A 23909-nucleotide genomic window follows, 5' to 3' on the forward strand; every position below is an offset into this window, starting at 1 on the left:
GTCGATTGGTATAAACCAAGTACTAAACATAAAAAAGCCGCTAATTAGCGGCTTTTTTAATGCAAGGCAGATATTAACGGCGTTTAGTTTGTTTAACGCGATTATTATGTTTTTTGACTGCTTTACGAATTTGATTAATTTTAGCGCGTTTATCTTTGCGTTTTTCAGGCATAACAGATAATTTTGTTTGCGTTTCACGGCCAAGCTTAACTGTTTTACGTAAGTAATTTACAGTCTCTAAATCTAGCTCAGCCCAACCACCTTGTGGTAGACGTTTATCGAGCTCTAACTTACCATAACGAATACGAATAAGGCGAGAAACCTCAACGTCTTGAGACTGCCATAAACGACGAACTTCACGGTTACGCCCTTCAGTCAGCGTTACATTATACCAGCGGTTAATACCTTCGCCGCCCAGTGGTTTAATAGTAAGAAATTTTGCCATACCATCTTCAAGCTCAACCCCTTTGGTTAAATTTTTGATAGTTTCTGCTGTTACTTCACCAAATACACGTGCTGAATATTCACGCTCTACTTCGTAACTTGGGTGCATTAAGCGATTAGCAAGCTCACCATCATTGGTGAACAACATTAAACCTGCTGTATTTATATCTAAACGACCAACAGCAATCCAACGTTCACCATCAACGCGCGGCAGGCGGTCAAATACCGTTCTACGTCCTTCAGGATCTTTACGTGTACATAACTCACCTTCAGGTTTGTTATACATAACAACGCGACAGATACGTTCAGCTTTTTCTTCAATTTTTACCGTATGGCCATCAACACGGATCTGGTCGGTTTCTTCAACACGATCACCCAGCTTTGCTACTTTACCATTAACACTGACACGATTTGCATCAATGTATTTTTCCATCTCACGTCGCGAACCTACGCCCGCTCTTGCTAAGACTTTTTGTAACTTTTCACCTTGTATACTCATTCGGATAGTTCTCTCACAGAAGGATCACTCAATAACTGGTCAATTTTACTTTGCTGCTGTTTTGGCAGTGGCGGTAAGTTATCTAAACCTGTTAACGAAAAATAATCTAAAAATTGTTTGGTTGTGGCATATAAAGCGGGCCTACCTGGCACCTCTTTATGACCAACAACATGTATCCACTCACGCTCGAGCAGACTTTTAATAATAGTTGAGCCTACGGTCACTCCACGTACTTGCTCTATCTCGCCCCGAGTTATCGGCTGACGATAAGCAATAAGCGAAAGAGTTTCTAATAGTGCACGGGAATATTTAGGCGCCCGTTCTTGCCAAAGGTTATTTAACCAAGGGGCTAAGCTGGCACACGCCTGAAATCTAAATCCACTACCGACTTCAACTAAGCGAATACCACGGGTTTGATAATGAATTTGGATCTGTTCAATCGCGAGGTTAATACGTGCCATAGACACACTTAACTCAGTTAATACGGTGTCTTTTAAATGCCGTTTACTGACTGGTTTTCCCGCAACAAAAATCGCCGCTTCAATGATCTCAACAAGCTGCTCATCACTGATTCGTTTCGTAGCCATTTTCGTAGCAGATTTTGTCACCATAGGCACCAAGACGTTGACGTATATTCAGCGCGCTATTATGCCAGATCAATACAAAGGTTGGAAAAGTTATTCTATAAAAATGTAAAATAGCAGCGATTAAAGCGCTGCTATTTTAGATAAACGAGCTAGTGCGTTACATTTTTAATCAAATTGTCGCACCTTGATAGCGTTTCACAAACTCAGTAACCACTTCACCATTACAAATCAATGAGTTTAAGTTTGCTATTTTTTCTTTCACTGGAGCCAAACCTTGCTTCAAGGCAGTAATACATAGCTGTGTTTCTGCCTGTGAGTTTTTAGCAAACAGTTCAATTACTTTTTCTTGGCGAACTTTATCATCCACTTTTTTTGCAATATCACGAATATCATCACCATTACACAAAATACTTTTTGAATAACGTGATAAATACACCCCGTGCTGGGCTGCAACTTTGCGTGCTGCAGTAAATCCTTCGTTAGCACTGATTGAGCATAATTTAGATTCAATTTTATGATCAGCATTATAATAATGTGCTGCACTAGCAGTCTCAGAGAAAGCAGTCGCTGCGACGAATAATGCTAATAATTGTAGTTTCATGATTTACCTTTAAGTGGAGTTATATTGTGAGCAATTTTTGCGCATTATATAGACCAAAGTTTACAAATCAAACGAATTATCTATTTAATTTTTTATTTAAAAAAGCGTTAACAATGTTTAATCAAAATTCATACTTTGTTCAACAATTGAGCGGCTTATTATTATAAATAAGCGCATGTACCATACGCTAATTGATGGTAGAATTTGCCATAATCTGCAAAAAGATAACTCTAATTAAAGGTCAAGCCATGAAAGTAATTTCATTTAACATTAACGGGCTGAGAGCTCGTCTGCACCAATTACAAGCAATCATAGATAAACATCAGCCTGATATAATCGGCTTACAAGAAATAAAAGTACATGATGAAGCTTTCCCACTCGAAGATGTTCAAAATATGGGTTACCACGTTTATTTTCATGGTCAAAAAGCACATTATGGCGTAGCCATGTTATGCAAAACTGAACCTAAGTCTGTGGTTAAAGGATTCACAACAGATACTGATGAATCACAAAAGCGCATGATCAGCGTCACTGTTAGCCAAGAAAATGGCCGTGATCTAACCGTAATGAATGGCTATTTTCCACAAGGCGATAACATTACTCATGAAACAAAATTTCCGTATAAGCGACAGTTCTACCGTGATCTAATGACTCACTTACAAAGCCACCACAGTAACGACGAGGATGTCATTGTCATGGGCGACATCAATATTTCTCCTACTGATCTTGATATTGGCATTGGTGAGGTTAATCGCAAGCGTTGGTTAAAAACTGGCAAATGTTCATTCCAGCCTGAAGAACGTCAATGGCTTGCAACCTTGCTAGATTGGGGCTTTACAGACACCTTCCGTGAACTTCACCCAGACACAAGCGAACAGTACTCTTGGTTTGATTATCGCTCTCGAGGCTTTGATGATAATCGTGGTCTACGCATTGACGTTATCCTAGCGACTCCAACTTTGGCTGCTCGTTGTATTGAAGCGGGAATTGACTATGAATTACGTGGTATTGAAAAGCCATCAGATCATGCGCCAATATGGTCAACCTTTAGTTAACGCTAATGGATAAGCTAACGACAATCCCGATAATAAGCATTGAACTTCAGGCAATTGCTTGGCTTGTTATCGGCAGTGTTTTTTGGTCGAGTGTCAATAAATCACACTACCAACATTTAATAACCACGCCAGCCCGTCAAACAGGCCTATTTGTCTGTGCGTTAGCATTTGCCTTATTGTGGCGAATTAAAGCCGGCATATTACCCGGTCTTGAACTGCATATTTTAGGTGTAACTGCCATAACGCTTATTTTAGGCTGGCGCTTTGCATTATTGAGCGCCACCCTAGCAAGTCTGCTATTAACGGCTTTCAACCAAATAAGCATTGCGCAATTACCTATCCACTTATTGTTAACCGCTTACTTACCCATTTTAGTCAGTTATGGGGTATTTATACTGTGTTATAACCTATTACCACGGCATTTTTTCATTTACATTTTTGTATGTACTTTTATTTGCGCCGCTTTCATCGCCTGCTTTAAGATTATCACCATTAGCTTATTTTATTATTTAACCGGCAATTACAATTGGTTTGAGTTAAGTGAAAACTATCTCTATTTATGTGTCATTATTTGCTTTCCTGAAGCGATGTTAAACGGCATGGCTATTACCCTATTGATCACCTATCGCCCACATTGGGTAAAAACATTTTATGATAAGGATTACCTAGATCCATGAGTCTCGATTACCAATGCCCGCTCTGCCAACAATCGCTTGAGTTACATGCCAAAGTGCTAAAATGTATTAACAACCATAGCTTTGACACTGCAAAAGAAGGCTATGTGAATTTATTACCTGTGCAACAAAAGAACTCTAAGCAACCTGGCGATAATCTTGACATGGTACAAGCAAGGCGTGCTTTTTTAACCACTGGGCACTACCAGTTTTTACAACATGCCGTTGCACAGCGAGTTGCTCTGCAAGCACCACAACAGGTAATTGATTTAGGGTGCGGGGAAGGTTTTTATACTCATGCGATTGCCAATGCATGTACTGCACACGTTTATGGCGTCGATATATCAAAATCAGCGGTTAAATATGCTGCAAAGCGATACAGTAATTGTAATTTTAGCGTTGCATCAATCAGCCAAGCTCCATTTAATGATGGCTCAGCAGATGTATTAGTGAGTATTTTTGCCCCATTATTTGATGCTGAATTGGCTCGATTAGCAAAACCAGACGCTACATTGGTAGTTGCAAGCCCTGGCCCTTGGCATTTAAAAGAACTCAAGCACTATATTTACCGAGACGTCAATGCGCATACACCGATTGCTGCGCCTGTAGGGTTTGAGCTTATAGAGCAAACATTATTAGAACAACAGATAAGCTTGCCATTTAAAGATGTGAAGAACTTGATCACCATGACTCCCTTTGCTTGGAAGTTTCGTCCTGAACATTGGCAACAACTAGAACAACAAGGTGAGCAAGTCGTCACCCTGTCATTTTATGTTAGTCAATTTAAACGTGTTACAGATTCTCTCGGGTAAACGCGCGGTCCATTTTATCAAACATATCATTGAGTAAATGGGCCAACTCTGCATAACGTGGTTTATCTTTAGGGACATGCCCTTGGTAGCCATTGGCTACCATTTTTGTATGAAGCTCTTTATACCAATGCTCCATCGCAGGCTCAAGTACAGTATCTGCACGCTTGCCTAACCACAGCAATCCCTGTAGCGGTAGAGATAAAAAAAACAACGCGATAGCGACTGCTTGAGGTAAAAAACTGCTGCCTAAATAATTAATTTGCATAAATAAAGTGAGCATTGCCAAAATCGGCATTACTGTAATTGCCAGCTCGGTGGCTTTGATCACTCTAAACTCCGTGAACAGAGGCGCTAATTCTTTACGCATAGGCCATTTTTTTGCATATTCACGACCAGTTTGGACTTGTGACATCACACTTTTTTGCATCATGACTCCTAGGTGTCGCTGGTATATTTATTAATGTTACCGCAATGAGTGTATCATATTCACGGTAACATTCCTGTGTAAAATCCCTTCCACCTTTTTCGTCCAAAACGTGTTTTTGATCATGGTTTAAACTTACCTTAAAACAATTAATGAGTTAAAATAAGCGCACGTTAAGTCAACTAGACTTTAGTATAGTCATTACAGATATCCATAGCAATTTATCGACCAATGACTCTTTTACTTTAATCACTATGCTCGAGTACTTGGTTATATAACAACTAAGCTTAATGCGCAATTGTCAAAAAATGGGATCCTGTTATGTCTTCGCAATCATCACCTCATCATGTTCTTGTACTGAACTGTGGAAGTTCGAGTTTAAAATTCGCTATTTTAGATGCCACCACATCTGAAGAAATCATTTCAGGTCTTGCTGAACGCCTAGGCTCATCGTCGCCATCTGTGAAATACAAATACCTTGGCAAAAAACAACTGATTGAACTTGCGCCTAATCAAGCTCACAGTGCAGCAATCGATACCTTAGTTAGCCTTATTAACGAACACCATTTAGCTGAAAACCTTATTGCAGTAGGTCATCGCGTGGTTCACGGCGGCGAGCACTTTACTAAATCGGTACTGATTGACGACGATGTAATTAAAGGAATCACTCAAGCCGCTACGCTTGCGCCATTACATGGGCACGCTAATTTATTAGGCATTGCTGCTGCGCAAGCATCATTCAAGGGACTACCGCAAGTAGCAGTGTTTGATACCGCGTTTCATCAAACCATGGGCAATGTTGCCTATTTATATGCCCTCCCTTATAAACTTTATACTGATTATGGTGTTAGACGTTACGGCTTTCATGGTACCAGCCATTATTATGTTTCAGGTCAAACAGCAGTCCTTTTAAACCAGCCTATTGAGCAAAGTAATTTTATCAGCGCTCACTTAGGTAATGGCTGCTCTGTGTGTGCTATTAAAAATGGCAAAAGTGTTGATACCAGCATGGGCTTAACTCCACTAGAAGGCTTAATGATGGGCACCCGCAGCGGAGATATTGATCCGGGTTTATTTAACTTTTTAACCACCCAACTTAACTACGATGCACAACAAATTGATGACTTATTAAACCAACAAAGTGGCTTACTGGGTATCAGTGAACTTTCTAATGACTGTCGTACAATAGAAGAAGCTGCTGTTGCCGGAAATGAAAAAGCCATTTTAGCATTGGAGATGTTTTGTTATCGTTTAGCAAAACAAATAGCCGCATTTATGGTGCCATTGCAACGCCTTGATGCGTTAATTTTTACCGGTGGTATTGGGGAAAACTCCGATATTATTCGTGATAAAGTAATAACACAGCTGAGCTATCTTGGCCTTGATTGCGACAGTGCAGCCAACCTTGCAGCCCGATTTGGCACACAAGGTGTTATCAGCAGTAATAATGCAAAAACAAAAGCAGTAGTAATGCCAACAAATGAAGAGTGGATCATTGCTCTTGATGCCGCCTCAATTGCACAGGAGTTATAATTATGGCACGTCGAATTATGCTAGTACCTATCTCTACTGGGGTTGGTTTAACATCGGTCTCAGTCGGGTTAGTGCGTGCATTAGAACAAAAAGCGGTCAAAGTTAATTTTTTCAAGCCCATAGCCCAGCCTCGCTCAGGTGAAACGGGCCCTGAAAAATCAACACAAATTGTCACCCAAGGTTCGCCTATTACACCACCTACTCCCTTTGCACTAAATTATGCAGAGCAAATGATCGGGGATGGTAAAGGTGATGATTTACTTGAAGAAATTGTTGAGCGCTTTGAAAATGCCATAGGCAACGATGTGGTCGCAATTATCGAAGGTATGGTCCCTACTCGCCGCCAACCTTATGCAGGTAGAGTAAACCGCGAAATAGCACAAACTCTCGGCGCTGACATTGTGTTTGTGCTCACTCCTGGTAATGACAGTAACGATCAAATTGAAGACCGCCTAGAAATTGCAGCCGGGTATTATGGCAGTGTTGACCATGCCCGCGTATTAGGCTGTATTTTTAATAAAGTAAATGCACCACTGGATGATGAAGGCAGAGCACGCGCCGATCTCGTGGAAGCACATAAACCCGACGAGCTTGACAATGAGCTCAATCGCTTAGCATCTTTACCTATTTTTAGAAAACATCCGTTTATGTTACTTGGCTCGATCCCATGGGATTTTGAGCTGGTTGCGCCGCGCGTTAAAGATTTATGTTCGTATTTAAAAGCTGACGTGATCAACGAAGGTGATATGGCTCATCGTCGTCTTCGCCGCGTAACATTTTGTGCCAGAACAGTGTCAAATATCTTAAATCATTTCACCCCAGGCGCACTGCTGGTGACCCCAGGCGATCGTTCAGATGTGTTAGTTGCGGCCTGTTTATCAGCCATGAATGGCACTAAATTAGGAGCTATCTTATTAACTGGTGGTTTTAAACCTGAGCCACGGATCATGACCTTGTGCGAACAAGCGATGGCCACCGGCCTGCCAATCCTCAGTACAGATGCTGACACCTGGCGTACTTCATTGCTACTGCATAACTTTAATATGGAAGTACCGTGCGATGACGTACAACGAATTGATAAAGTAAAGCATCATAATGCCAGCCATATTGATTCTGACTGGTTAGATACGCTTGCTAAAAGTGTCGGCAAAACTCGTAAAATGTCACCTCCAGCATTTCGTTATTTACTCACGGATAAAGCCCGCCAAGCGGCAAAAACTATAGTGTTACCTGAAGGCAATGAGCCTCGCACAATAAAAGCCGCCGCTATTTGCGGTCAACGTGGTATTGCGAAGACCATTCTATTGGGCGATCGAGAAGAAATTGAACGTATCGCTATACAACAAGGTGTTGAGCTAAACGAAAATGTAACCATTATCGAACCTCATGATGTGATCAACGACTATGTTGCGCCTATGGTTGAAATTCGTAAAAGCAAAGGCCTGACTGAAGTGGTTGCCCTTGAACAGCTCCAAGACAACGTTGTGCTTGGCACTATGATGTTAGAGCGTGGTCAAGTTGATGGTCTGGTTTCGGGTGCAGTAAATACAACTGCCAACACCATTCGTCCGCCGCTGCAATTAATAAAAACCGCACCAGGGTCATCATTAGTCTCGTCGGTGTTTTTTATGTTGCTGCCTGATCAAGTACTGGTATACGGAGATTGTGCTATTAATCCTGATCCAACCGCTGAGCAATTAGCCGATATTGCCATTCAATCCGCAGACTCAGCCGCCGCATTTGGTATTGAGCCACGAGTAGCGATGATAAGCTACAGCACCGGCACATCAGGCACTGGGGCTGATGTAGAAAAAGTCCGTCTGGCAACAAAGTTAGCGCAACAAAAGCGCCCTGATCTGATCATCGATGGTCCATTACAATATGATGCAGCGATTATGGAAAATGTCGCACTTAAAAAAGCACCAAATAGTCCAGTGGCTGGTAAAGCGACGGTGTTTATATTTCCAGACTTAAATACCGGGAATACCACTTATAAAGCGGTGCAACGAAGTGCTGATTTGATAAGTATCGGCCCAATGTTGCAAGGTATGCGCAAACCCGTCAATGACTTAAGCCGCGGTGCTTTGGTTGATGATATTGTCTATACCATTGCGCTTACTGCCATTCAAGCGGCACAAGCCGAAAATATTTAATACCATGGGTAAAGTGATTGCGTGGTGATCACTTTACCCTGAGCATTTCTTTAGCTAATAATAATTATAAATAAAATAAATAACTTAGCGTTGTTATACCTCCCTATTCCCAACCTTATCCACAGAAATTGTGGACAACATTGCTCTTTTATTTAAGTAAGATAATCTATACTATTGATCAGTATACACAGATGGGAAGTCTCACAATTAAAAAAGGGGTAGCAATGTCTAAGCAAACGTTACAACTGCATAGTACGGCCTTTACCATTCATAGCCTTGATGTTGATAGCGAGATCCCCGCTGCTTTATTCAAACAATCAATGTTTATTATCGCCAAAACCAACGATGAGTTATCTATTGTTTGCCCTAGCCAGTTCGCCATTGAAAGCCTTGATGCTGAGCACGATTGGCGCGCGTTAGAAGTGATCGGTCCACTTGGTTTTTCATTAACCGGAATAATGGCAAATATTTCTGGAGTTTTAGCCAGAGCAAATATCTCTATTTTTGCTATTTCAACCTACGACACCGATTACGTTTTAGTAAAACAACAGCGTATTAAAGATGCCATCAGCGCGTTAAAAAAAGATGGCTATCAGTTCCTCAATGAGCCCAAATTAACATAATGAAATACACGGATATTAGTTATTTACCACAACGTCAGTTAGCGGCTAACAGCATTGCAATTTGTAGCCCTTTTAGTGGTAAAGTTGCCCCATTAAGCGAGCACCCAGAACCCTTCTTTAGCTACGGCACACTTGGCCCAGGGATTATGGTTGCCCTGAGCAATCATAAAATATTAGCGCCCTTTGATGGTACATTAATGCAAGTAAAAAATGCCGGTACTGAATTTATTTTACAAGCCAACAATGGCTTAAAAGTACTTCTAAATTTATATTTAGACCAACAGCAACACATTAAACACACTCATATAGCCCAACTCAACGGCAGTAAAATAACCAAAGGGCAACGGCTCGCTTATTTTGATCTTAGAGATCTCAATAGCCCCTTACTTGCCAGCCTTATTTTACTTAACGGGCATCAACTTAAACCAATACATTATTCTTTATCTCAGGTTACAGCTGGGGTAGATACTCTTTTAACACTAACTAAGAAGTAATTAATATGACGACTCTTTACGGCATTAGTAACTGCGACACTATAAAAAAAGCCAAAAAATATTTAACCGATAACAACATTGACTTTAATTTTCATGATTACCGTAAAGACGGCATAAGCCTTGATATGATCACTGAGTTTGCAACGCACATCGACTGGCAAGATCTGGTCAATAAACGTGGCACAACCTATCGCCAATTATCAGATGAGCAAAAACAGAACCTTGATAAAGACACTGCCTTGGCAATTTTGGTAGCACAACCAGCAATGATCAAGCGCCCAGTGCTTATTCGCAACAACAGCTATCATTTAGGTTTTAAACCAGCGCAATACGATGAGATTTTTGCATCATGAATCATCCCGTCATCGAACTTGCGCAAGCCTTAATACAGCGTCGCTCAGTCACCCCTGAAGATGCAGATTGCCAAACTATAATGAATGAGCGATTGGCACAGCTTGGTTTTAATATTGAATCACTGTTTTTTACTGACACCCAAAATACATGGGCGCGAAAAGGCGACAGCTCACCGCACTTTTGCTTTGCAGGTCACACTGATGTAGTACCAACTGGACCAGAAAAGAACTGGCAGCACCCGCCTTTCTCTGGCTTTCTAGCCGATGGCATGTTGCATGGCCGTGGTGCGGCTGATATGAAAGGCTCTTTAGCTGCCATGGTGGTAGCAACCGAGCGATTTGTAACTAAACACCCCGATCATAAAGGCTCAATTTCTTTTTTAATTACCTCTGATGAAGAAGGCCCTTTTATCAACGGCACCACGCGAGTAATCGATACGCTGGAGGCCCGAGGTGAAAAAATAGATATGTGTTTGGTTGGCGAGCCTTCATCGCGTGATGTACTGGGTGATGTCGTTAAAAATGGCCGCCGAGGCTCACTGACTGGCTTTTTAAATGTTAAAGGCATACAAGGTCATGTGGCTTATCCGCAACTTGCTCTAAACCCGATTCATATTGCAGCGCCAATGCTTGCCCAGTTGAGTCAAACGGTATGGGACAACGGCAATGAATTTTTCCCTGCTACTAGTTTTCAGATTTCAAATATTAATGGCGGTACGGGAGCTGGCAATGTGATCCCAGGCGAGCTTGAAGTGCAATTTAATTTTCGCTTTAGTACCGAAGTAACTCATCAGCAACTCCAGCAACGAGTTAACGACATTCTGGCTGAATATGATTTTGCATACGAGCTGAGTTGGATTGTTAACGGTCAGCCATTTATCACCGAAGGCGGCCCGCTTATTGATGCGACGGTTGCAGCCATCAAATCAATAACTGGCTTAAATACCGCACTTGAAACCACTGGCGGTACTTCAGATGGACGTTTTATAGCACAAACCGGCGCTAAGGTTATTGAACTTGGACCACGTAACGACACCATTCATAAAGTGAATGAGTGCGTTAATTGTGATGATCTCATTGCACTTGCTGATATTTACGAGCAAATTCTAGAGCAACTTTTAACATGATCCCTGCTAAGCTCACATCGCAACAGTTGGCTGAGTGTGCCTGTGGTAAAGACGAGCTACTGCTTGTTGATTATCAAGCTCATAAACTGCATAAAGACATTATTGATGACTTTATGCAGTTGCAAAATGCAGCTCGCGATGCAGGCTTTGCACTGACTATTGCATCAAGCTTTCGTAACTTTGAACGTCAAGCATTGATTTGGAATGCTAAATTTAATGGTCATCGACCTGTGCTCAATAAGCAGCAACAGCCCGTTGATTTAGCCTCCATGACAGACATTGAAAAATGCCATGCCATTATGCTTTATTCAGCCCTACCGGGAAGCAGTCGCCATCACTTTGGTACTGATCTGGATATTTTTGACAAAGCCAGTGTTTCTGATGACTATCAGCTGCAGTTAGAGCCGCACGAATACCAAGACAATGGCCCTTTTGCAGCGCTGACAAAGTGGCTTGATAGTCATATAGAAAAGTATGGCTTTTATCGCCCTTATCAACATGATTTAGGCGGCGTTGCGCCTGAACCTTGGCATATTAGCCACATAGTGCAATCTGACATTTTACTACAACATCAGAGTTTAACCGTATTAGCTGATACTATAAATAACAGTCAGCTTGCTGGCAAAGCTGCTATTTTGGCGAATTTGCCGCAACTGTATCAGCGTTACGTGCTGAATGTCAGCCCTGCGGTTGTTTAGCCAGTAAAAAAAACCAGCACAGCGCCAAGAATAACGGCGCTGGCAATAACAAACTGAATGCTTAGTTCTTCCGCTAAAAATAACATCCCTGCCAGTGCAGCTATCACTGGCACACAAAGCTGAACCACTGCGGCTTGACTGCTTTTTAATAAGGGTACGGCAACATACCAAACACTATAGCCAATACCCGACGCAAGAGCACCAGATGCACATGCAAGCGCGATCCCCTGCCAACTGATCCCCGATAAATAACCAAAACCCACGATCAACAATATCGGTAATGCAAATAAACTACGCACAAAATTAAACGTTGTGGTTTTCAGTGGGGATAGGCACACTTTTCCGCGAATACTGTATATCCCCCACGCAATACCGCTAATCGTCATTAATAATGCAGGGCTCATTGACGGCATCGTTGCCGATGGCAGCATTAAATACACAAAACCAAGGACAGCGATAATAAGTGCACACCACTGTACAGTCGTGAGTCGCTCCTTGTTGAAAATCCCCCAGCCAATCATAGTCAATTGAACAGCAGAAAATAAAATCAACGCGCCAGTTCCAGTGTCCAATTCTACATAGGCAATTGAAAAACATAACGCATAAACCAGTAAGCTAACACTGCTGCGCCAACTACCACGTTCATGCTCTGCATTATTAAGATTGTTATCTTCCCTAGCTAAAGACTCTGTTGGTACTGCTTGTATAAGGAAAATAAATCCTAAACACAATGCGCCACTGAATAGCCGCAAAGCTGTGAAATTCCATGGATCAATGTAATTTTGTGCTAATGCCATACGACATAAAAGAGAATTAGCTGCAAATGCCACTAGGGCGAGTACCGTAAACAATGTTGCTTTCAAAGTGATCCTTAGTTTTAATCTTGCTAAGCATTAAACCCTATGAGGTGAGTTATTCTTTCGATTAGTAGTCGGCAACCACTCGAGCCATTAATTTAATCAACATAATAAGAAAATCAGCTACCTGTTTGCCTGAAGTATCTATTTATACAGGATTGCCATAATAGCGCAAAGCTTACCTATTGTTTTGATCATTCGAATGTATCGTGCAACAACTCAGTGACCAATGATCGCGTAACTATTTCTTATAAACACTGTGATTACTACGCTTTTTTACATTGTTTAACATCTCCTCTGGATTAGATTATGCTAATCTGTATTAACGCTTATAAAAGGAGTGCCATGTGCAACGCAGTGTTATTTTTGGCTTTTGTGTCATGCTAAGTGGATGCAGCACCATTGGGTTTAGTGATCTGTTTTCAGATTACGCTACCCAAATGACGCCTGTACGCCAAGCTATTAAGACCAACAATATCGACCAAGCCCAACAGCTTTTGCCGACTAATGGGCAGTCACATAGTAACTACTTGCTCAATCAATTAGAGCAGGCCCGTTTAAGCAATTTAAATAATCAAAATGAGGCTGCAAAACCACAGTACGAAGCGGTATATCAGCAAATGGAAATAAAACGCCAAGCAGCAAAAATACAAGTAAGCGCAGGGCTTGAACAAAGTAACGCCCTTTTTACCAATGATTCAGTCATTAGCTATACGCCAGCGGCTTATGAAATGAGTATGCTGCACAGTTACCAAGCACTTAATTATATATATCAACATAATATTGAAGGCGCATTTGTCGAAGTTCGCCGTGCAAATAAAGTACAAACAGATGCGTTAACGGCTAATCAAGACGACATAGATGCTAGCGTAAAAGCAGCACAAAAACATTACCCAAGTATGGATGAGGTGATCAAAAACGTAAAAAATGGCTATCAAAATGCGTTTACATTTTATCTGTCAGGTTTGCTCTATCAAAGTAATAAGCAATACGATGATGCATATATAGATTATAAAAAGGCACTAGAGATCAACCCTGAAAACACCTATTTGCAGCAGGTTGTGCTGCAATTAGCAAAACAGCAAGGGTTTGATCAAGATTTTTCCGAGTATAAAAAACGCTTTGCTGAATTACCAAAACAAGTCGCCAACAGCGGTGACGTTGTGGTCTTGATCGAACAAGGTTTAGTGCCAGAAAAAGACGAATTTGTGTTGCGTCTGCCTATTTATACATCCGGTGGTGATGCCCGTTTTTATAGCTTAGCGATGCCCGTTTATAAAGATAGAGCTTATATACCAGCGGTTAGTGATATTAGTATCGGAACACAGATTTTACCTTTGAGTCCATTGGTAAGAATAGAAGCGTTAGCGGCTAAAACACTTGAAGAGCAAACACCGGCAAGAGTATCGAGGCAAATACTGCGGTTAGTCGCTAAAGAAAAAGTACGGGCAGAGCTGGCTAGAAGTGGCGGCGATGTGGGTAATATACTCGCTAATCTATACAACCTAGCCTCTGAGCAAGCAGATACCCGCAGTTGGTTAACTTTACCTAATCAAATCAGTGTTGCGCGCACCCAGTTAACAGCAGGAGACCATGTTTTAAAACTTGCCAATCAGAAAGACATAAACTTTACGGTTAGTAAGCAAGGGTTAACCTTGATTTATCTAACCTCTATTAACAACTATTTTAATTCCCATGTAGTGCAACTTTAGGAGCTATCATGAAATATTTAGTGCCATTATTAACTGTCTGTCTACTTGCTGCCTGTACCAGTAGACCGACTACATCAGGTATAAGTGTTGAACAAGCTTCAGCGCAATACCAACAACAGCTAAAAGTCGATAATCCTGCACTAGGTAGAAAGCTGGCCATTAGTGATGTAAAGACTCGCCAAACGAATCAATTAACTGATGTTGTTGTCACACTTTCGAGTCAGTATAAAAAATCACAATATTTACAGTATCAATTTACCTGGTATGACGGCGATGGATTTGTGATCAAAGGCAATCATTCCCCTTGGCAATCATTGACTTTATTTGGTTTTGCTAACGTGCAACTGCCAGGCCTTGCACCTACATCTGATGCGGTTACATTTTCATTAGCGGTACGCGAAGTATCGACACAAGCACAAGAATTTAAAGATTAAAGGACACCATTATGAATACAGTAAACACAACTAAAAAACCAACGCTTAAAACACTCTCGGGTTTTGCGTTGTTAGGTTTGAGTGCGCTCGCCCTCAGTGGCTGTGCCAATAAAGCCGTAGTCAGCTACGGAGACGCACAAGCCGTAGAAACAACTGATATTAACTTCGGTTCAACTGACTTACAAAAAGTCGCCAGCCAAATGACGGATTCACTGTTGGCATCACCTGTGGTCGGCACATTAACAGCTAATACTCGACCAATCGTATTTGTTGAACGTATAAAAAACAAAACCAGTGAACACATTGATACTGAATCAATTACCGATTCAATTTCAACACAATTATTGCGCAGTGGTAAATTTCGTTTTGTTGATATGGGCCGCGTAGAAGCCGCTCGAGAACAATTGAACTTTCAAAATGATGATGCCCTAGTAGACCCAACTAAAGCGATTGCATTTGGCCAACAAGTTGGCGCGCAGTATATGCTCTATGGCAACCTGTCGAGCATCGTAAAATCGAATGCCGATAAAGCCGACGTATACTATAAATTCACAATGCGCTTAATGGATTTAAAAAGTGGCTTAGTAGAATGGGCGGACGAAACAGAAATTCGTAAAACCCGCGAAAAATCAACCTTTGGCTGGTAATTCAGCTGAGGAGGTAAATGATGAATAAACTCATACTTGGGCTGTGTACAGCCCTGCTCATCAGTAATCCAAGCTTTGCCGCATACGAACGCAATAAAGCCGTTCCTGTCCAGCAAGTACTATTTGGCAGTGTTCAATCTGTACGTAATATTACCGAGCAAGAACTTGTTCAAGACAAAAATAGTGGCTGGAAAACCTTTGGCGGTGCATTACTTGGTGGCGTTATTGGTAACCAATTTGGCGGCGGCAGTGGTCGCACCGCAGCGACTATTCTAGGCTCGGTCATCGGTGGCAGTGTGGCGAACAACAGGCAACAAAGCAGCCATTATAATCAATACCACTTAGTCGAGTTAATGATCAAAGTTGAAAACGGTGAACAATTTATGGTGGTACAAGACAAAGACAATCAAATGATATTTAGAACTGGCGACAGCGTGCGCTTAGTATATTTATCAGATAATACAGTCCGCGTTGATAAAGCCTATTAAGCTATTACATTAAACTAAAAAGCGAGCAGTATTAATGCTCGCTTTTTAGTATTTATAACTTTATTACTACGTTAGCTTTGTCTGTAATCGCTGAAAAAGCGTTCCATCTTACTCATAGCAGTCGTTAAATCATCTTTGTTAGGTAAAAATACCAATCTGAAATGATCTGGATTTGGCCAGTTAAATGCTCTTCCGTGAACCAGTAAGATCTTTTCTGCTTTGAGTAAATCTAAAATCATTTTTTCATCATTTTTGATATTAAAACGCTCAGTATCTACTTTGGCAAATGCGTACAATGCTCCTTTTGGTTTTGCACACGAAATACCTTCTATCGCATTTAAACCACGCCATGCAATATCACGTTGTTCGTATAAACGCCCACCGGGATTTATTAAATCATCAATCGACTGTACGCCACCTAATGCTTGCTGGATCGCATATTGTGCCGGCACATTGGCACATAAACGCATAGAGGCTAAAATATCTAAACCTTTACGTAAATCATCCATCAATGCAGTACGGCCACTTAATACCATCCAGCCCATACGCAAACCCGCTGCGCGATAGGTTTTTGCTAAGCCATTAAAAGTAATTATCGGCACATCATCACACAGTGCACCAATGGAGCTGTGCGTGATCCCATCGTATAAAATCTTCTCATAGATTTCATCACTCAATAACAATAATTTATGTTCACGTGCAATATCAATTAACTGCTGTAAAAGTGCGTCGTCGTATACTGCACCCGTCGGATTATTAGGGTTGATCAGCACTAATGCTTTAGTTTTTGACGTGATTTTACTGCGAATATCAGCAATATCAGGGAACCAATCTTGCTCTTCATCACATAGGTAATGGACTGGATTACCACCCGCAAGTTTGACTGAAGCGGTCCACAATGGATAATCAGGTGCTGGGATCAACACCTCATCATCATTATTCAGCAAAGCTTGGGTCGTCATTTGAATTAATTCACTGACCCCATTACCAATATAAATATTATCGACGTCTAGGTTATATAAACCACGTTGTTGGTAGTGCTGATAAATAGCCACACGGGCTGAGTAGAGGCCTTTGGAGTCACAATAACCTTGGGCTGAATACAAGTTACGAATAATATCGCGGTGCATATCTTCAGGCATATCAAACCCAAATGCCGCAGGATTACCAATATTCAATTTTAAAACTTTTTGGCCTTCATCTTCCATTTTGCGAGCCTGAACTAACACCGGCCCACGAATGTCATAACAAACGCCTTGTAATTTATGACTCTTTTTAATTTCTGACATTTTTACCTCTACTAGTGGAACAGCTAGATTAACCTAGTAGAGGGGCTAAATACCAGTGGATTTAATACCTCAAAACTGAAATAAATTCACGTCTGGGTATAGCTAACTAACGGCTTTGTAACCAATCAGTTAACTTAGCTGCTGATCCGGCAACTTGGTTGTCAAGCTGCTGAGCTGCCGCAAGCGCCTGAGAAACATCATTATTATTTAAGCTTTGTTCAATTTCTCTGGCCACCTGAGATAGACTGCTGGCACCAAACTGCGCGGCATTTGATTTTAAACTATGAGCATGGCGACTTGCGACTTGGATATCACTATGTATTGTAGCCAATACTTCAGAGCCTAATCGTTCAAATTCAGCACAACAAAAAGTCAGCGTATCGCTAAATTGCTCGCCTAATAACGATTCCATACTTTCCAATGCGCTTTCATCAATGACTATTGTATTCATTATTCATCCTTTTGTATTTAGCAACACTAAACCAGTAACTTATACTATTTTTATACTTTATCGTTCTATAGAAAAAAAACCAACTAATTGTCTCATTAAGCGTATAATTAGCGGGTTTTTCAACTTATTGCTACTAAACAAGATTCTTTTATGTCCCGTTCTTTGTGTGTTAATTGTAAATTTAGTCTACAAACGTGTCTTTGTGAAGATTTGTCGGTACTGGAAAATAAACTCAAAGTTATAATTTTGCAGCATCCTAGCGAAGTAAAGATCACTAAAAACACCGCCCGTTTACTCACATTGTGCCTAACGCAATACGACATCATGGTAGGAGAAACGCAGGCTGATTTTGCACAACTAAACACACTACCCGTTGCCACAACTGCATTACTCTACCCTGATGATAATGCCATCTTACTGGATGATGAAAGTACCGCAGCACCACAATTTAAAAGCCGGTTAAGTCATCTAATTGTAATCGATGGCACCTGGAAAAAAGCATTTAAGATCATGCAACTTACCCCAGCCCTTGCGGCTTTTAAAAAGGTCAGCTTTACGACGATCCCACAAAACCGATATCGTATTCGCAAAGCTCCCCGTGCAGATAGCCTCTCCACATTAGAAGCGGTTGCACATAGTTTAGCCTTGATTGAACATATTAACCCTGAGCCTTTATATCAGGCACTGGAAGCGCTCAACAGAAAACAAACCCAGTTTATGCCTGAGCATGTTAAAGCGCGTTATCAAGCCAAATGAGTGCCAGCAATCGCTTAAAGCGCGGGTTTTACCGCCAAGGACCGGATTACCGATTTGATGACCAAGTTGACTTTAGTGATATCCGCGATACATTTGGTTTTCGTACTATGGTGGTGGGTAAATGGGTCACCAAAGAAGAACGCTTTATTAGTGCTAATTTAATTTACGACGCACTAGCCGATTTAGCGCAAATACTGCAAGTGCCGCCAAAGACCATTGGTCTGAGGGGGAAACTCAATTTTGCTTTTGGCCATGGCGGGCAACAACACGTCCAAGCACATTATAATAGCCGTACTCGTACCCTTGCGCTGGCAAAAAATGCAGGCGGTGGCGCGCTGGCGCATGAATGGTTTCATGCGTTTGATCATCACATAACTAAACACATATTTCCCCAGCATTCGCCACAGCATTTTGCCTCTAAACTTTGGCTGGAGCACACGATTGGGCAAAGTCACCCACTAAACTTAGCATTAAATAAGTTTTACCAAGGGGTATTTCTAGAACCAACCGGTCAACACGCTAATCAGTATGTATTAGATTGTATAGAATTTGATAAACGCCATCAGCAGTTTTATATGAGTATGCCTGAAGAGTTAGCTGCACGTAGTTTTGAAGCATGTATTGCTTGTAATGAGCAGATCGTTAATCACTTTTTAGTCTCTGGGCTCAATAACTCAGCGCTAATTTACCCTAAGCGCGATAGCTTAAAAATTTGTAATAACGCGCTCAATGATTATTTTTCCCAATTAGGTCAACTACTTTTTCAAGATCATTGACAAATACGGTGGTGGTTTCAAGATTTTCTTCAAGCCACTGCATGTAATCGTCAAACGGTAATGGCCGTGAAAAAAAGTATCCCTGACCAACTTCACAGCCATAGCTTTGTAATTTAGCCATACTTTGGCTATCTTCTATCCCTTCAGCCACTACGTATGAACCCAGTGATTTGGCAATATCACAGGTAGCACGACAAATTGTTTGATCATTTTTAGAGTATTCAATATTCATTACAAATTGCTTATCTATTTTTATTTCATCAAAGCCCATTTTGCTCAAATACGCGAGTGACGAATACCCCGTGCCAAAGTCATCAATTGCTATTTTAACGCCAATTAAACGGTAATCATTCAGGGCATTTTTTATATCAACCCCCTCAAAGAGTGTTGCCGATTCCGTTAGTTCTAACATTACATTAGCCGGGTTGAGTTGATGCTCATTCAACAACGTTATAAATAACACGGGTAAATCTTTACGCAGCAAATCTTTAGCCGAAATATTGATAGATACAATATGCTCAGGCAATAATACAATCATTTTCTTTTGATATTGCAGTGCTTGCGTAATAACCCATTCGGTTAAATCTGAAATTATCCCTGATGATTCAGCAATAGGGATAAATAAATCAGGGGGAACATTACCCAACTGTGGATGCTCCCAACGTAATAAAGCTTCCGCGCCGTGCACTTTACCGGTGTTTAGATATATCTGCGGTTGAAAAAATAAACTAAGCTGATCGCATTCAATGGCTTCTTTTAAAGCTGATGCAATCGCAATGCGCCGTTGCGATAACGTCACATTCTCTATATTAAACATATGCCAGCGTTCACCATGAAGTGGTTTAACCGCCAATGCTTGCAGCCCTCGCTGGACTAGTTGTAATGAGGTACTGGCATGTAAGGGATAATTTGCTACACCAATTTCAACTTTATCAATTAAGTGAATGCGTTGATGAGTGAGACCCTCAGCAAAAACGCTATTGATCACACATACAAACTGCTCTACTTGGCTTAATTCTAACTTGCCGACTATTACAACCCCATAGGTGCTGTCATCTAACCTGGCAATACAACGGCTATGCTGAAGATTAGCTTCAACACACAGCACATTCATTGACGCTAATTGCTGGGCTAATTTGCCCATGGTTAATTTTATCTGCTCATTTACATGCTCATAGCCAAAATTTGCCCGAGCATTAATCAGTACAGCAGGCCTAAATAACAGTAAAGAATGCTCTGTTGATAATTTCACCTGACTATCAAGACGCTCTATTAGTAACTGTTTATTAGGTAATTTTGTATCGTCGTCGTGAGTGAGGCTGTAGCTATATTGCATAACACACTTACGCTCGTGAATGAGTAACACCATCACAAAAGTAATTACATTTAGCACCAGTAACATATCATTAAGTTGCTGTATCTGTGCACCTGCCACCAGCGTTGCTTGCCAACATAAAGTTTGTAAAACCACTGCAAACCAGACCAGTACAAACTTAAATTGCATCGCTTTTTTGGTATTACTAAGCCAATAAAAAAATAAATAACTCAGCACCACCAACATAGAACCCAAACACACGGTCACTACAGCAAACTGCACTGATTGCTTCATAAAACAGCTAAATAGTGCTGCAACACAAAATAAGCTTATATAAACTGTTAACTTATCTTGTCGAGCGTTTAAATGATTTTGCGACTGTAAATAATGAATAAAGTAAAAGTTGACCACCCCTAAGGCTATAACTTGAAATGAAAACTGTAACTTTGTGTACCATAAAGACGCAAATTCAATATTAAAGTAATTCAACACCCCTTTTGCTATTAAAAACTCACTTAATACACACACTAGGTAAGCAAGTAAATAAAGCGATTTTGCTTGATGAGATAAACCGTATACAGTGCCAACAACGGCAAGACACAGCAGTAATAGCCCCGTAATTAAAAAGAAATTTCGCAGTTTCTTGTTTATCAAATTGGCAAATTCATTACCAGTTGCAAGGCCAATGCTCAGCCTGTCATCTTCACTATGGCGAGCGTAAATTACAGCCCAACGAGCCTCATCTTTAGGTAACAGTGCGTGTGGCAGTACTTTATCAACATAACGGTATGCATCATTTTTTACTTCAACTAACGGGTTGAAACTCTCATCAAGAATATAAAAATTAAGCTGCGCTAAATGGGAATTGTCTGCATAAATCACCTCAACTTTTGATTGCGACCGTTTATTTAAATCAACAATAAACCAATAACCTTGCTCTGCCTTGATACGAACATGTGATAAATCTGTTTTTGAATCGGTAGTGACAACTTGTTCTAGTAAGGGTTTGGTAGTTTGAAAGGGCGTATTTGCTGGCACTAACCAGCCACTGGCAGGCACTTCATCAGCCATCACAGACGCTGTAGCAGTAATGCTTAACAGTATTAAAAAAATCTTTATACAATATGCTCGCGCTAATATGCTTGCCTGATCCACTGTCACTCCATGTGCATTGAACAAATAGTAAATTATAAAAAGATAATTAAAGTATGGAGGTATTAAATGAAATAGCCAGTAAATAACCTGAACCGTGGATAATATATCAATAAAATGCTTAAGCAGTGTTTATGGTAATAAAATCGAGTGAGTGTATTTCCAAGCAATAAAAAAGGCCTATCAAGTGATAAGCCTTTATTTTAAAACTATATTTTAATTAGTTACTATCATCACTAATACGACTTGCAACTGCGCTGGTTTGATCTTTATATTTGGCATCTTTGCGTGTATTGTACGGATTTTCAGCAGGACCTGACATGGTCTCAAAGCTCATAGCGCCGATTTTCATCATAGGTCGTAATGCCAACGGCAATTTACCCGAGTTATAAAACTCTAAAACAATATTACCAGACCAACCGGGATCAATCCGATGGGCCGTCACATGCACCATTAAGCCAAGACGTGCCAAAGATGAACGGCCGTCAAGCCAGCCAACGATATCTGCCGGCAACGTGACTTTTTCATAGGTCATCGCAAGGGCTAATTCACCTGGGTGTAAAAAGAATGCATCGCCCTCTTTTAACACTATTTCATCGCTCATTATTGATTCCATTGCTTTATTAAGCTGATCTTTTGGACCACTTAAATCAACATAAGCTGCTGTATGATCTTGAAATACACGAAACTTATTACCTAAACGTAAATCTGCCGTTACCCCAGAAATCATTTCATCGGTCGGACTTGGCTCAATAATAATACGCTGTTGGGCAATATATTCTTTAATATGGGTATCTGATAATCTCATTAGTTAATCATCCGTAATCACAATTTCGACTGAATTATGATGGGGTTGTTGATAGTAAAGCATACTGGCAATCAGCCGCGCAGCGTCAGCATAAGTTTCACTCACCGCAGCCTGATTATCCATGGCGATTAATTTGCCTTGCTCTGAGTATTCGCGAATATCAATCGCCAAAGGAATTTGCGACAACACTGGCACACCATGACGCTGAGCTAATTTTATTGCGCCATCCTTTCCAAATACATGGTTTGGTTCGCCGCAGTGTGAGCACAAAAAATGACTCATATTTTCAATCAAGCCCAATACTGGCACATTCACTTTATTAAACATGGCAATGCCTTTTTGCGCATCAGCAAGTGCTAAATCTTGCGGAGTCGTCACAATCACCGTGCCACTGGCAGGTACTTTCTGACTCATAGTAAGTTGAATATCCCCAGTTCCTGGTGGCATATCTACAATCAGGTAATCAAGCTCACCCCATGCAGTTTCATTTAACAGTTGCGTTAATGCGCCCGACGCCATCGGTCCGCGCCAAACTGTGGCATCATCACTAGGCACTAAAAAGCCAATTGATTGTGCTTTGATGCCATTAGCGTCAAATGGTAGCAATTGCTTGTCATTTTTAGCCGTGGGTGTTGCTCCTTCAAGGCCTAGCAACATTGGAATAGACGGGCCATAAATATCCGCATCTAAAATCCCCACTTTCGCGCCTTCAGCTTTGAGTGCGCCCGCTAAATTTACCGCGGTGGTTGATTTACCCACACCACCTTTGCCTGATGCAATCAACACAATATGTTTTATCGCTTTGAACTTACATGCTTCAGTCAGCTCAATGCTTGCGTTAATTGTCACTGCTTGATTAAGTTGTTGGCTTACAAACGCTGCTACCTTTGGCATTTCAGATAACGCAGCAAATGGCAGCGTTAAATGAAGCAATATTGATTTATCATTTTTTGATTCAATGCTTTTAATGAATTTTTCATCAATGCCGACAGCAAAAGCGGCACTGCGATACCCTGCTAAGGCAGTAAGAATCGGTTGTTTTTGCACCGATTTAGAGGAGAATAGTTTCGACAATCCAAACATAACAATAAAATAGTGTTTCTTTGATGAAAATTGCCTCGGAATTATGTAACATTCAGGGCATTAA

26 protein-coding genes are annotated in these 23909 nt (G+C 40.9%); 16 read left to right on the top strand and 10 right to left on the bottom strand.

Annotation, left to right across the window (positions count from 1 at the left end; genetic code table 11):
• Window positions 1–73: 73 nt before the first annotated feature.
• The 3 genes from rluB to H5154_RS07320 form a co-directional block, all read right to left on the bottom strand.
• Window positions 74–943 (bottom strand): 23S rRNA pseudouridine(2605) synthase RluB, encoded by an 870-nt coding sequence (gene rluB / locus H5154_RS07310; RefSeq protein WP_145233749.1) that lies wholly within the window; start codon window positions 941–943, stop codon window positions 74–76.
• Entirely contained in the window at window positions 940–1530 is a 591-nt protein-coding gene (scpB, locus tag H5154_RS07315; protein ID WP_182717891.1) for an SMC-Scp complex subunit ScpB, read from the bottom strand. The genes rluB and scpB overlap by 4 nt, the downstream gene beginning before the upstream one ends.
• 169 nt (window positions 1531–1699) lie before the next feature.
• The gene (locus H5154_RS07320; protein WP_182717892.1) at window positions 1700–2131 is read right to left on the bottom strand and encodes an exonuclease III; all 432 of its coding nucleotides are present in this window, start codon (window positions 2129–2131) and stop codon (window positions 1700–1702) included.
• 248 nt (window positions 2132–2379) lie between these two features.
• On the opposite strand from H5154_RS07320, the gene xthA reads away from it, so the two are divergent.
• From xthA to rlmA, 3 genes are read left to right on the top strand one after another with little or no spacing between them, the layout of a single operon-like run.
• Window positions 2380–3186, top strand: coding sequence for an exodeoxyribonuclease III (gene xthA, locus H5154_RS07325; protein ID WP_182717893.1), 807 nt, complete (start codon window positions 2380–2382; stop codon window positions 3184–3186).
• Window positions 3187–3215: 29 nt separating this feature from the next.
• Entirely contained in the window at window positions 3216–3863 is a 648-nt protein-coding gene (locus H5154_RS07330; RefSeq protein WP_182717920.1) for an energy-coupling factor ABC transporter permease, read from the top strand.
• Window positions 3860–4672, top strand: coding sequence for a 23S rRNA (guanine(745)-N(1))-methyltransferase (rlmA, locus tag H5154_RS07335; RefSeq protein WP_145233741.1), 813 nt, complete (start codon window positions 3860–3862; stop codon window positions 4670–4672). Before H5154_RS07330 ends, rlmA begins: the two co-directional genes overlap by 4 nt.
• Here rlmA and yfbV read toward each other — a convergent pair.
• Entirely contained in the window at window positions 4653–5099 is a 447-nt protein-coding gene (gene yfbV, locus H5154_RS07340) for a terminus macrodomain insulation protein YfbV (RefSeq protein WP_145234096.1), read from the bottom strand. The two genes, rlmA and yfbV, sit on opposite strands and share 20 nt — an antisense overlap.
• Window positions 5100–5417: 318 nt before the next feature.
• On the opposite strand from yfbV, the gene H5154_RS07345 reads away from it, so the two are divergent.
• From H5154_RS07345 to H5154_RS07375, 7 genes are all read left to right on the top strand, one after another.
• Window positions 5418–6629, top strand: a complete 1212-nt coding sequence (locus H5154_RS07345; protein WP_182717894.1) for an acetate kinase — start codon at window positions 5418–5420, stop codon at window positions 6627–6629.
• A gap of 2 nt (window positions 6630–6631) precedes the next feature.
• Window positions 6632–8782 (top strand): phosphate acetyltransferase, encoded by a 2151-nt coding sequence (gene pta / locus H5154_RS07350; RefSeq protein WP_182717895.1) that lies wholly within the window; start codon window positions 6632–6634, stop codon window positions 8780–8782.
• Between the two features lie 224 nt (window positions 8783–9006).
• The gene (locus tag H5154_RS07355; RefSeq protein ID WP_145233734.1) at window positions 9007–9405 is read left to right on the top strand and encodes an ACT domain-containing protein; all 399 of its coding nucleotides are present in this window, start codon (window positions 9007–9009) and stop codon (window positions 9403–9405) included.
• Window positions 9405–9899, top strand: coding sequence for a PTS glucose transporter subunit IIA (locus tag H5154_RS07360; RefSeq protein ID WP_145233732.1), 495 nt, complete (start codon window positions 9405–9407; stop codon window positions 9897–9899). The genes H5154_RS07355 and H5154_RS07360 overlap by 1 nt, the downstream gene beginning before the upstream one ends.
• Before the next feature lie 5 nt (window positions 9900–9904).
• The gene (locus H5154_RS07365) at window positions 9905–10252 is read left to right on the top strand and encodes an ArsC family reductase (protein ID WP_182717896.1); all 348 of its coding nucleotides are present in this window, start codon (window positions 9905–9907) and stop codon (window positions 10250–10252) included.
• Window positions 10249–11379 carry a succinyl-diaminopimelate desuccinylase gene (gene dapE, locus H5154_RS07370; protein WP_182717897.1) on the top strand — a complete coding sequence of 377 codons (1131 nt, stop codon included), beginning with the start codon at window positions 10249–10251 and terminating at the stop codon, window positions 11377–11379. Before H5154_RS07365 ends, dapE begins: the two co-directional genes overlap by 4 nt.
• Window positions 11376–12077 (top strand): M15 family metallopeptidase, encoded by a 702-nt coding sequence (locus H5154_RS07375; RefSeq protein WP_182717898.1) that lies wholly within the window; start codon window positions 11376–11378, stop codon window positions 12075–12077. The genes dapE and H5154_RS07375 overlap by 4 nt, the downstream gene beginning before the upstream one ends.
• Here the strand turns inward: H5154_RS07375 and H5154_RS07380 are convergent.
• Window positions 12074–12940 (bottom strand): DMT family transporter, encoded by an 867-nt coding sequence (locus H5154_RS07380; RefSeq protein ID WP_182717899.1) that lies wholly within the window; start codon window positions 12938–12940, stop codon window positions 12074–12076. The two genes, H5154_RS07375 and H5154_RS07380, sit on opposite strands and share 4 nt — an antisense overlap.
• 341 nt (window positions 12941–13281) lie before the next feature.
• Between H5154_RS07380 and H5154_RS07385 the strand changes: the two genes are divergently transcribed.
• The 4 genes from H5154_RS07385 to H5154_RS07400 are packed head-to-tail and all read left to right on the top strand — an operon-like array spanning window position 13282 to window position 16215.
• Window positions 13282–14646: a COG3014 family protein gene (locus H5154_RS07385; protein WP_182717900.1), complete on the top strand. Its 1365-nt coding sequence runs from the start codon at window positions 13282–13284 to the stop codon at window positions 14644–14646.
• Window positions 14647–14654: 8 nt separating this feature from the next.
• The gene (locus H5154_RS07390; RefSeq protein ID WP_182717901.1) at window positions 14655–15080 is read left to right on the top strand and encodes a YcfL family protein; all 426 of its coding nucleotides are present in this window, start codon (window positions 14655–14657) and stop codon (window positions 15078–15080) included.
• Window positions 15081–15091: 11 nt separating this feature from the next.
• Entirely contained in the window at window positions 15092–15727 is a 636-nt protein-coding gene (gene lpoB / locus H5154_RS07395; protein WP_145233716.1) for a penicillin-binding protein activator LpoB, read from the top strand.
• Window positions 15728–15747: 20 nt separating this feature from the next.
• Window positions 15748–16215 (top strand): glycine zipper 2TM domain-containing protein, encoded by a 468-nt coding sequence (locus H5154_RS07400; protein WP_149981188.1) that lies wholly within the window; start codon window positions 15748–15750, stop codon window positions 16213–16215.
• Window positions 16216–16286: 71 nt separating this feature from the next.
• Here the strand turns inward: H5154_RS07400 and H5154_RS07405 are convergent, their stop codons facing one another.
• Both H5154_RS07405 and H5154_RS07410 read right to left on the bottom strand, forming a co-directional pair.
• Window positions 16287–17504 carry a pyridoxal phosphate-dependent aminotransferase gene (locus H5154_RS07405; RefSeq protein WP_182717902.1) on the bottom strand — a complete coding sequence of 406 codons (1218 nt, stop codon included), beginning with the start codon at window positions 17502–17504 and terminating at the stop codon, window positions 16287–16289.
• A gap of 106 nt (window positions 17505–17610) precedes the next feature.
• A complete protein-coding gene (locus H5154_RS07410; RefSeq protein ID WP_145233710.1) occupies window positions 17611–17955 on the bottom strand; it encodes an Hpt domain-containing protein in 345 nt (114 codons plus the stop codon).
• Window positions 17956–18105: 150 nt separating this feature from the next.
• On the opposite strand from H5154_RS07410, the gene H5154_RS07415 reads away from it, so the two are divergent.
• Window positions 18106–18711 carry a tRNA-uridine aminocarboxypropyltransferase gene (locus H5154_RS07415; protein ID WP_182717903.1) on the top strand — a complete coding sequence of 202 codons (606 nt, stop codon included), beginning with the start codon at window positions 18106–18108 and terminating at the stop codon, window positions 18709–18711.
• Window positions 18708–19487 carry a CLCA_X family protein gene (locus tag H5154_RS07420; protein ID WP_182717904.1) on the top strand — a complete coding sequence of 260 codons (780 nt, stop codon included), beginning with the start codon at window positions 18708–18710 and terminating at the stop codon, window positions 19485–19487. Before H5154_RS07415 ends, H5154_RS07420 begins: the two co-directional genes overlap by 4 nt.
• Here H5154_RS07420 and H5154_RS24040 read toward each other — a convergent pair.
• The 3 genes from H5154_RS24040 to apbC form a co-directional block, all read right to left on the bottom strand.
• Window positions 19438–21957, bottom strand: coding sequence for a bifunctional diguanylate cyclase/phosphodiesterase (locus H5154_RS24040; RefSeq protein ID WP_182783624.1), 2520 nt, complete (start codon window positions 21955–21957; stop codon window positions 19438–19440). The genes H5154_RS07420 and H5154_RS24040 overlap by 50 nt on opposite strands.
• A gap of 217 nt (window positions 21958–22174) precedes the next feature.
• Window positions 22175–22762: a dCTP deaminase gene (dcd, locus tag H5154_RS07430; protein ID WP_145233702.1), complete on the bottom strand. Its 588-nt coding sequence runs from the start codon at window positions 22760–22762 to the stop codon at window positions 22175–22177.
• Between the two features lie 3 nt (window positions 22763–22765).
• Complete coding sequence (gene apbC / locus H5154_RS07435) at window positions 22766–23845, bottom strand: iron-sulfur cluster carrier protein ApbC (protein WP_182717906.1); 1080 nt, start codon at window positions 23843–23845, stop codon at window positions 22766–22768.
• Window positions 23846–23909: the final 64 nt, after the last annotated feature.

The organism is Pseudoalteromonas sp. SR44-5 (assembly GCF_014163675.1).
Classification (GTDB): domain Bacteria; phylum Pseudomonadota; class Gammaproteobacteria; order Enterobacterales; family Alteromonadaceae; genus Pseudoalteromonas; species Pseudoalteromonas rhizosphaerae.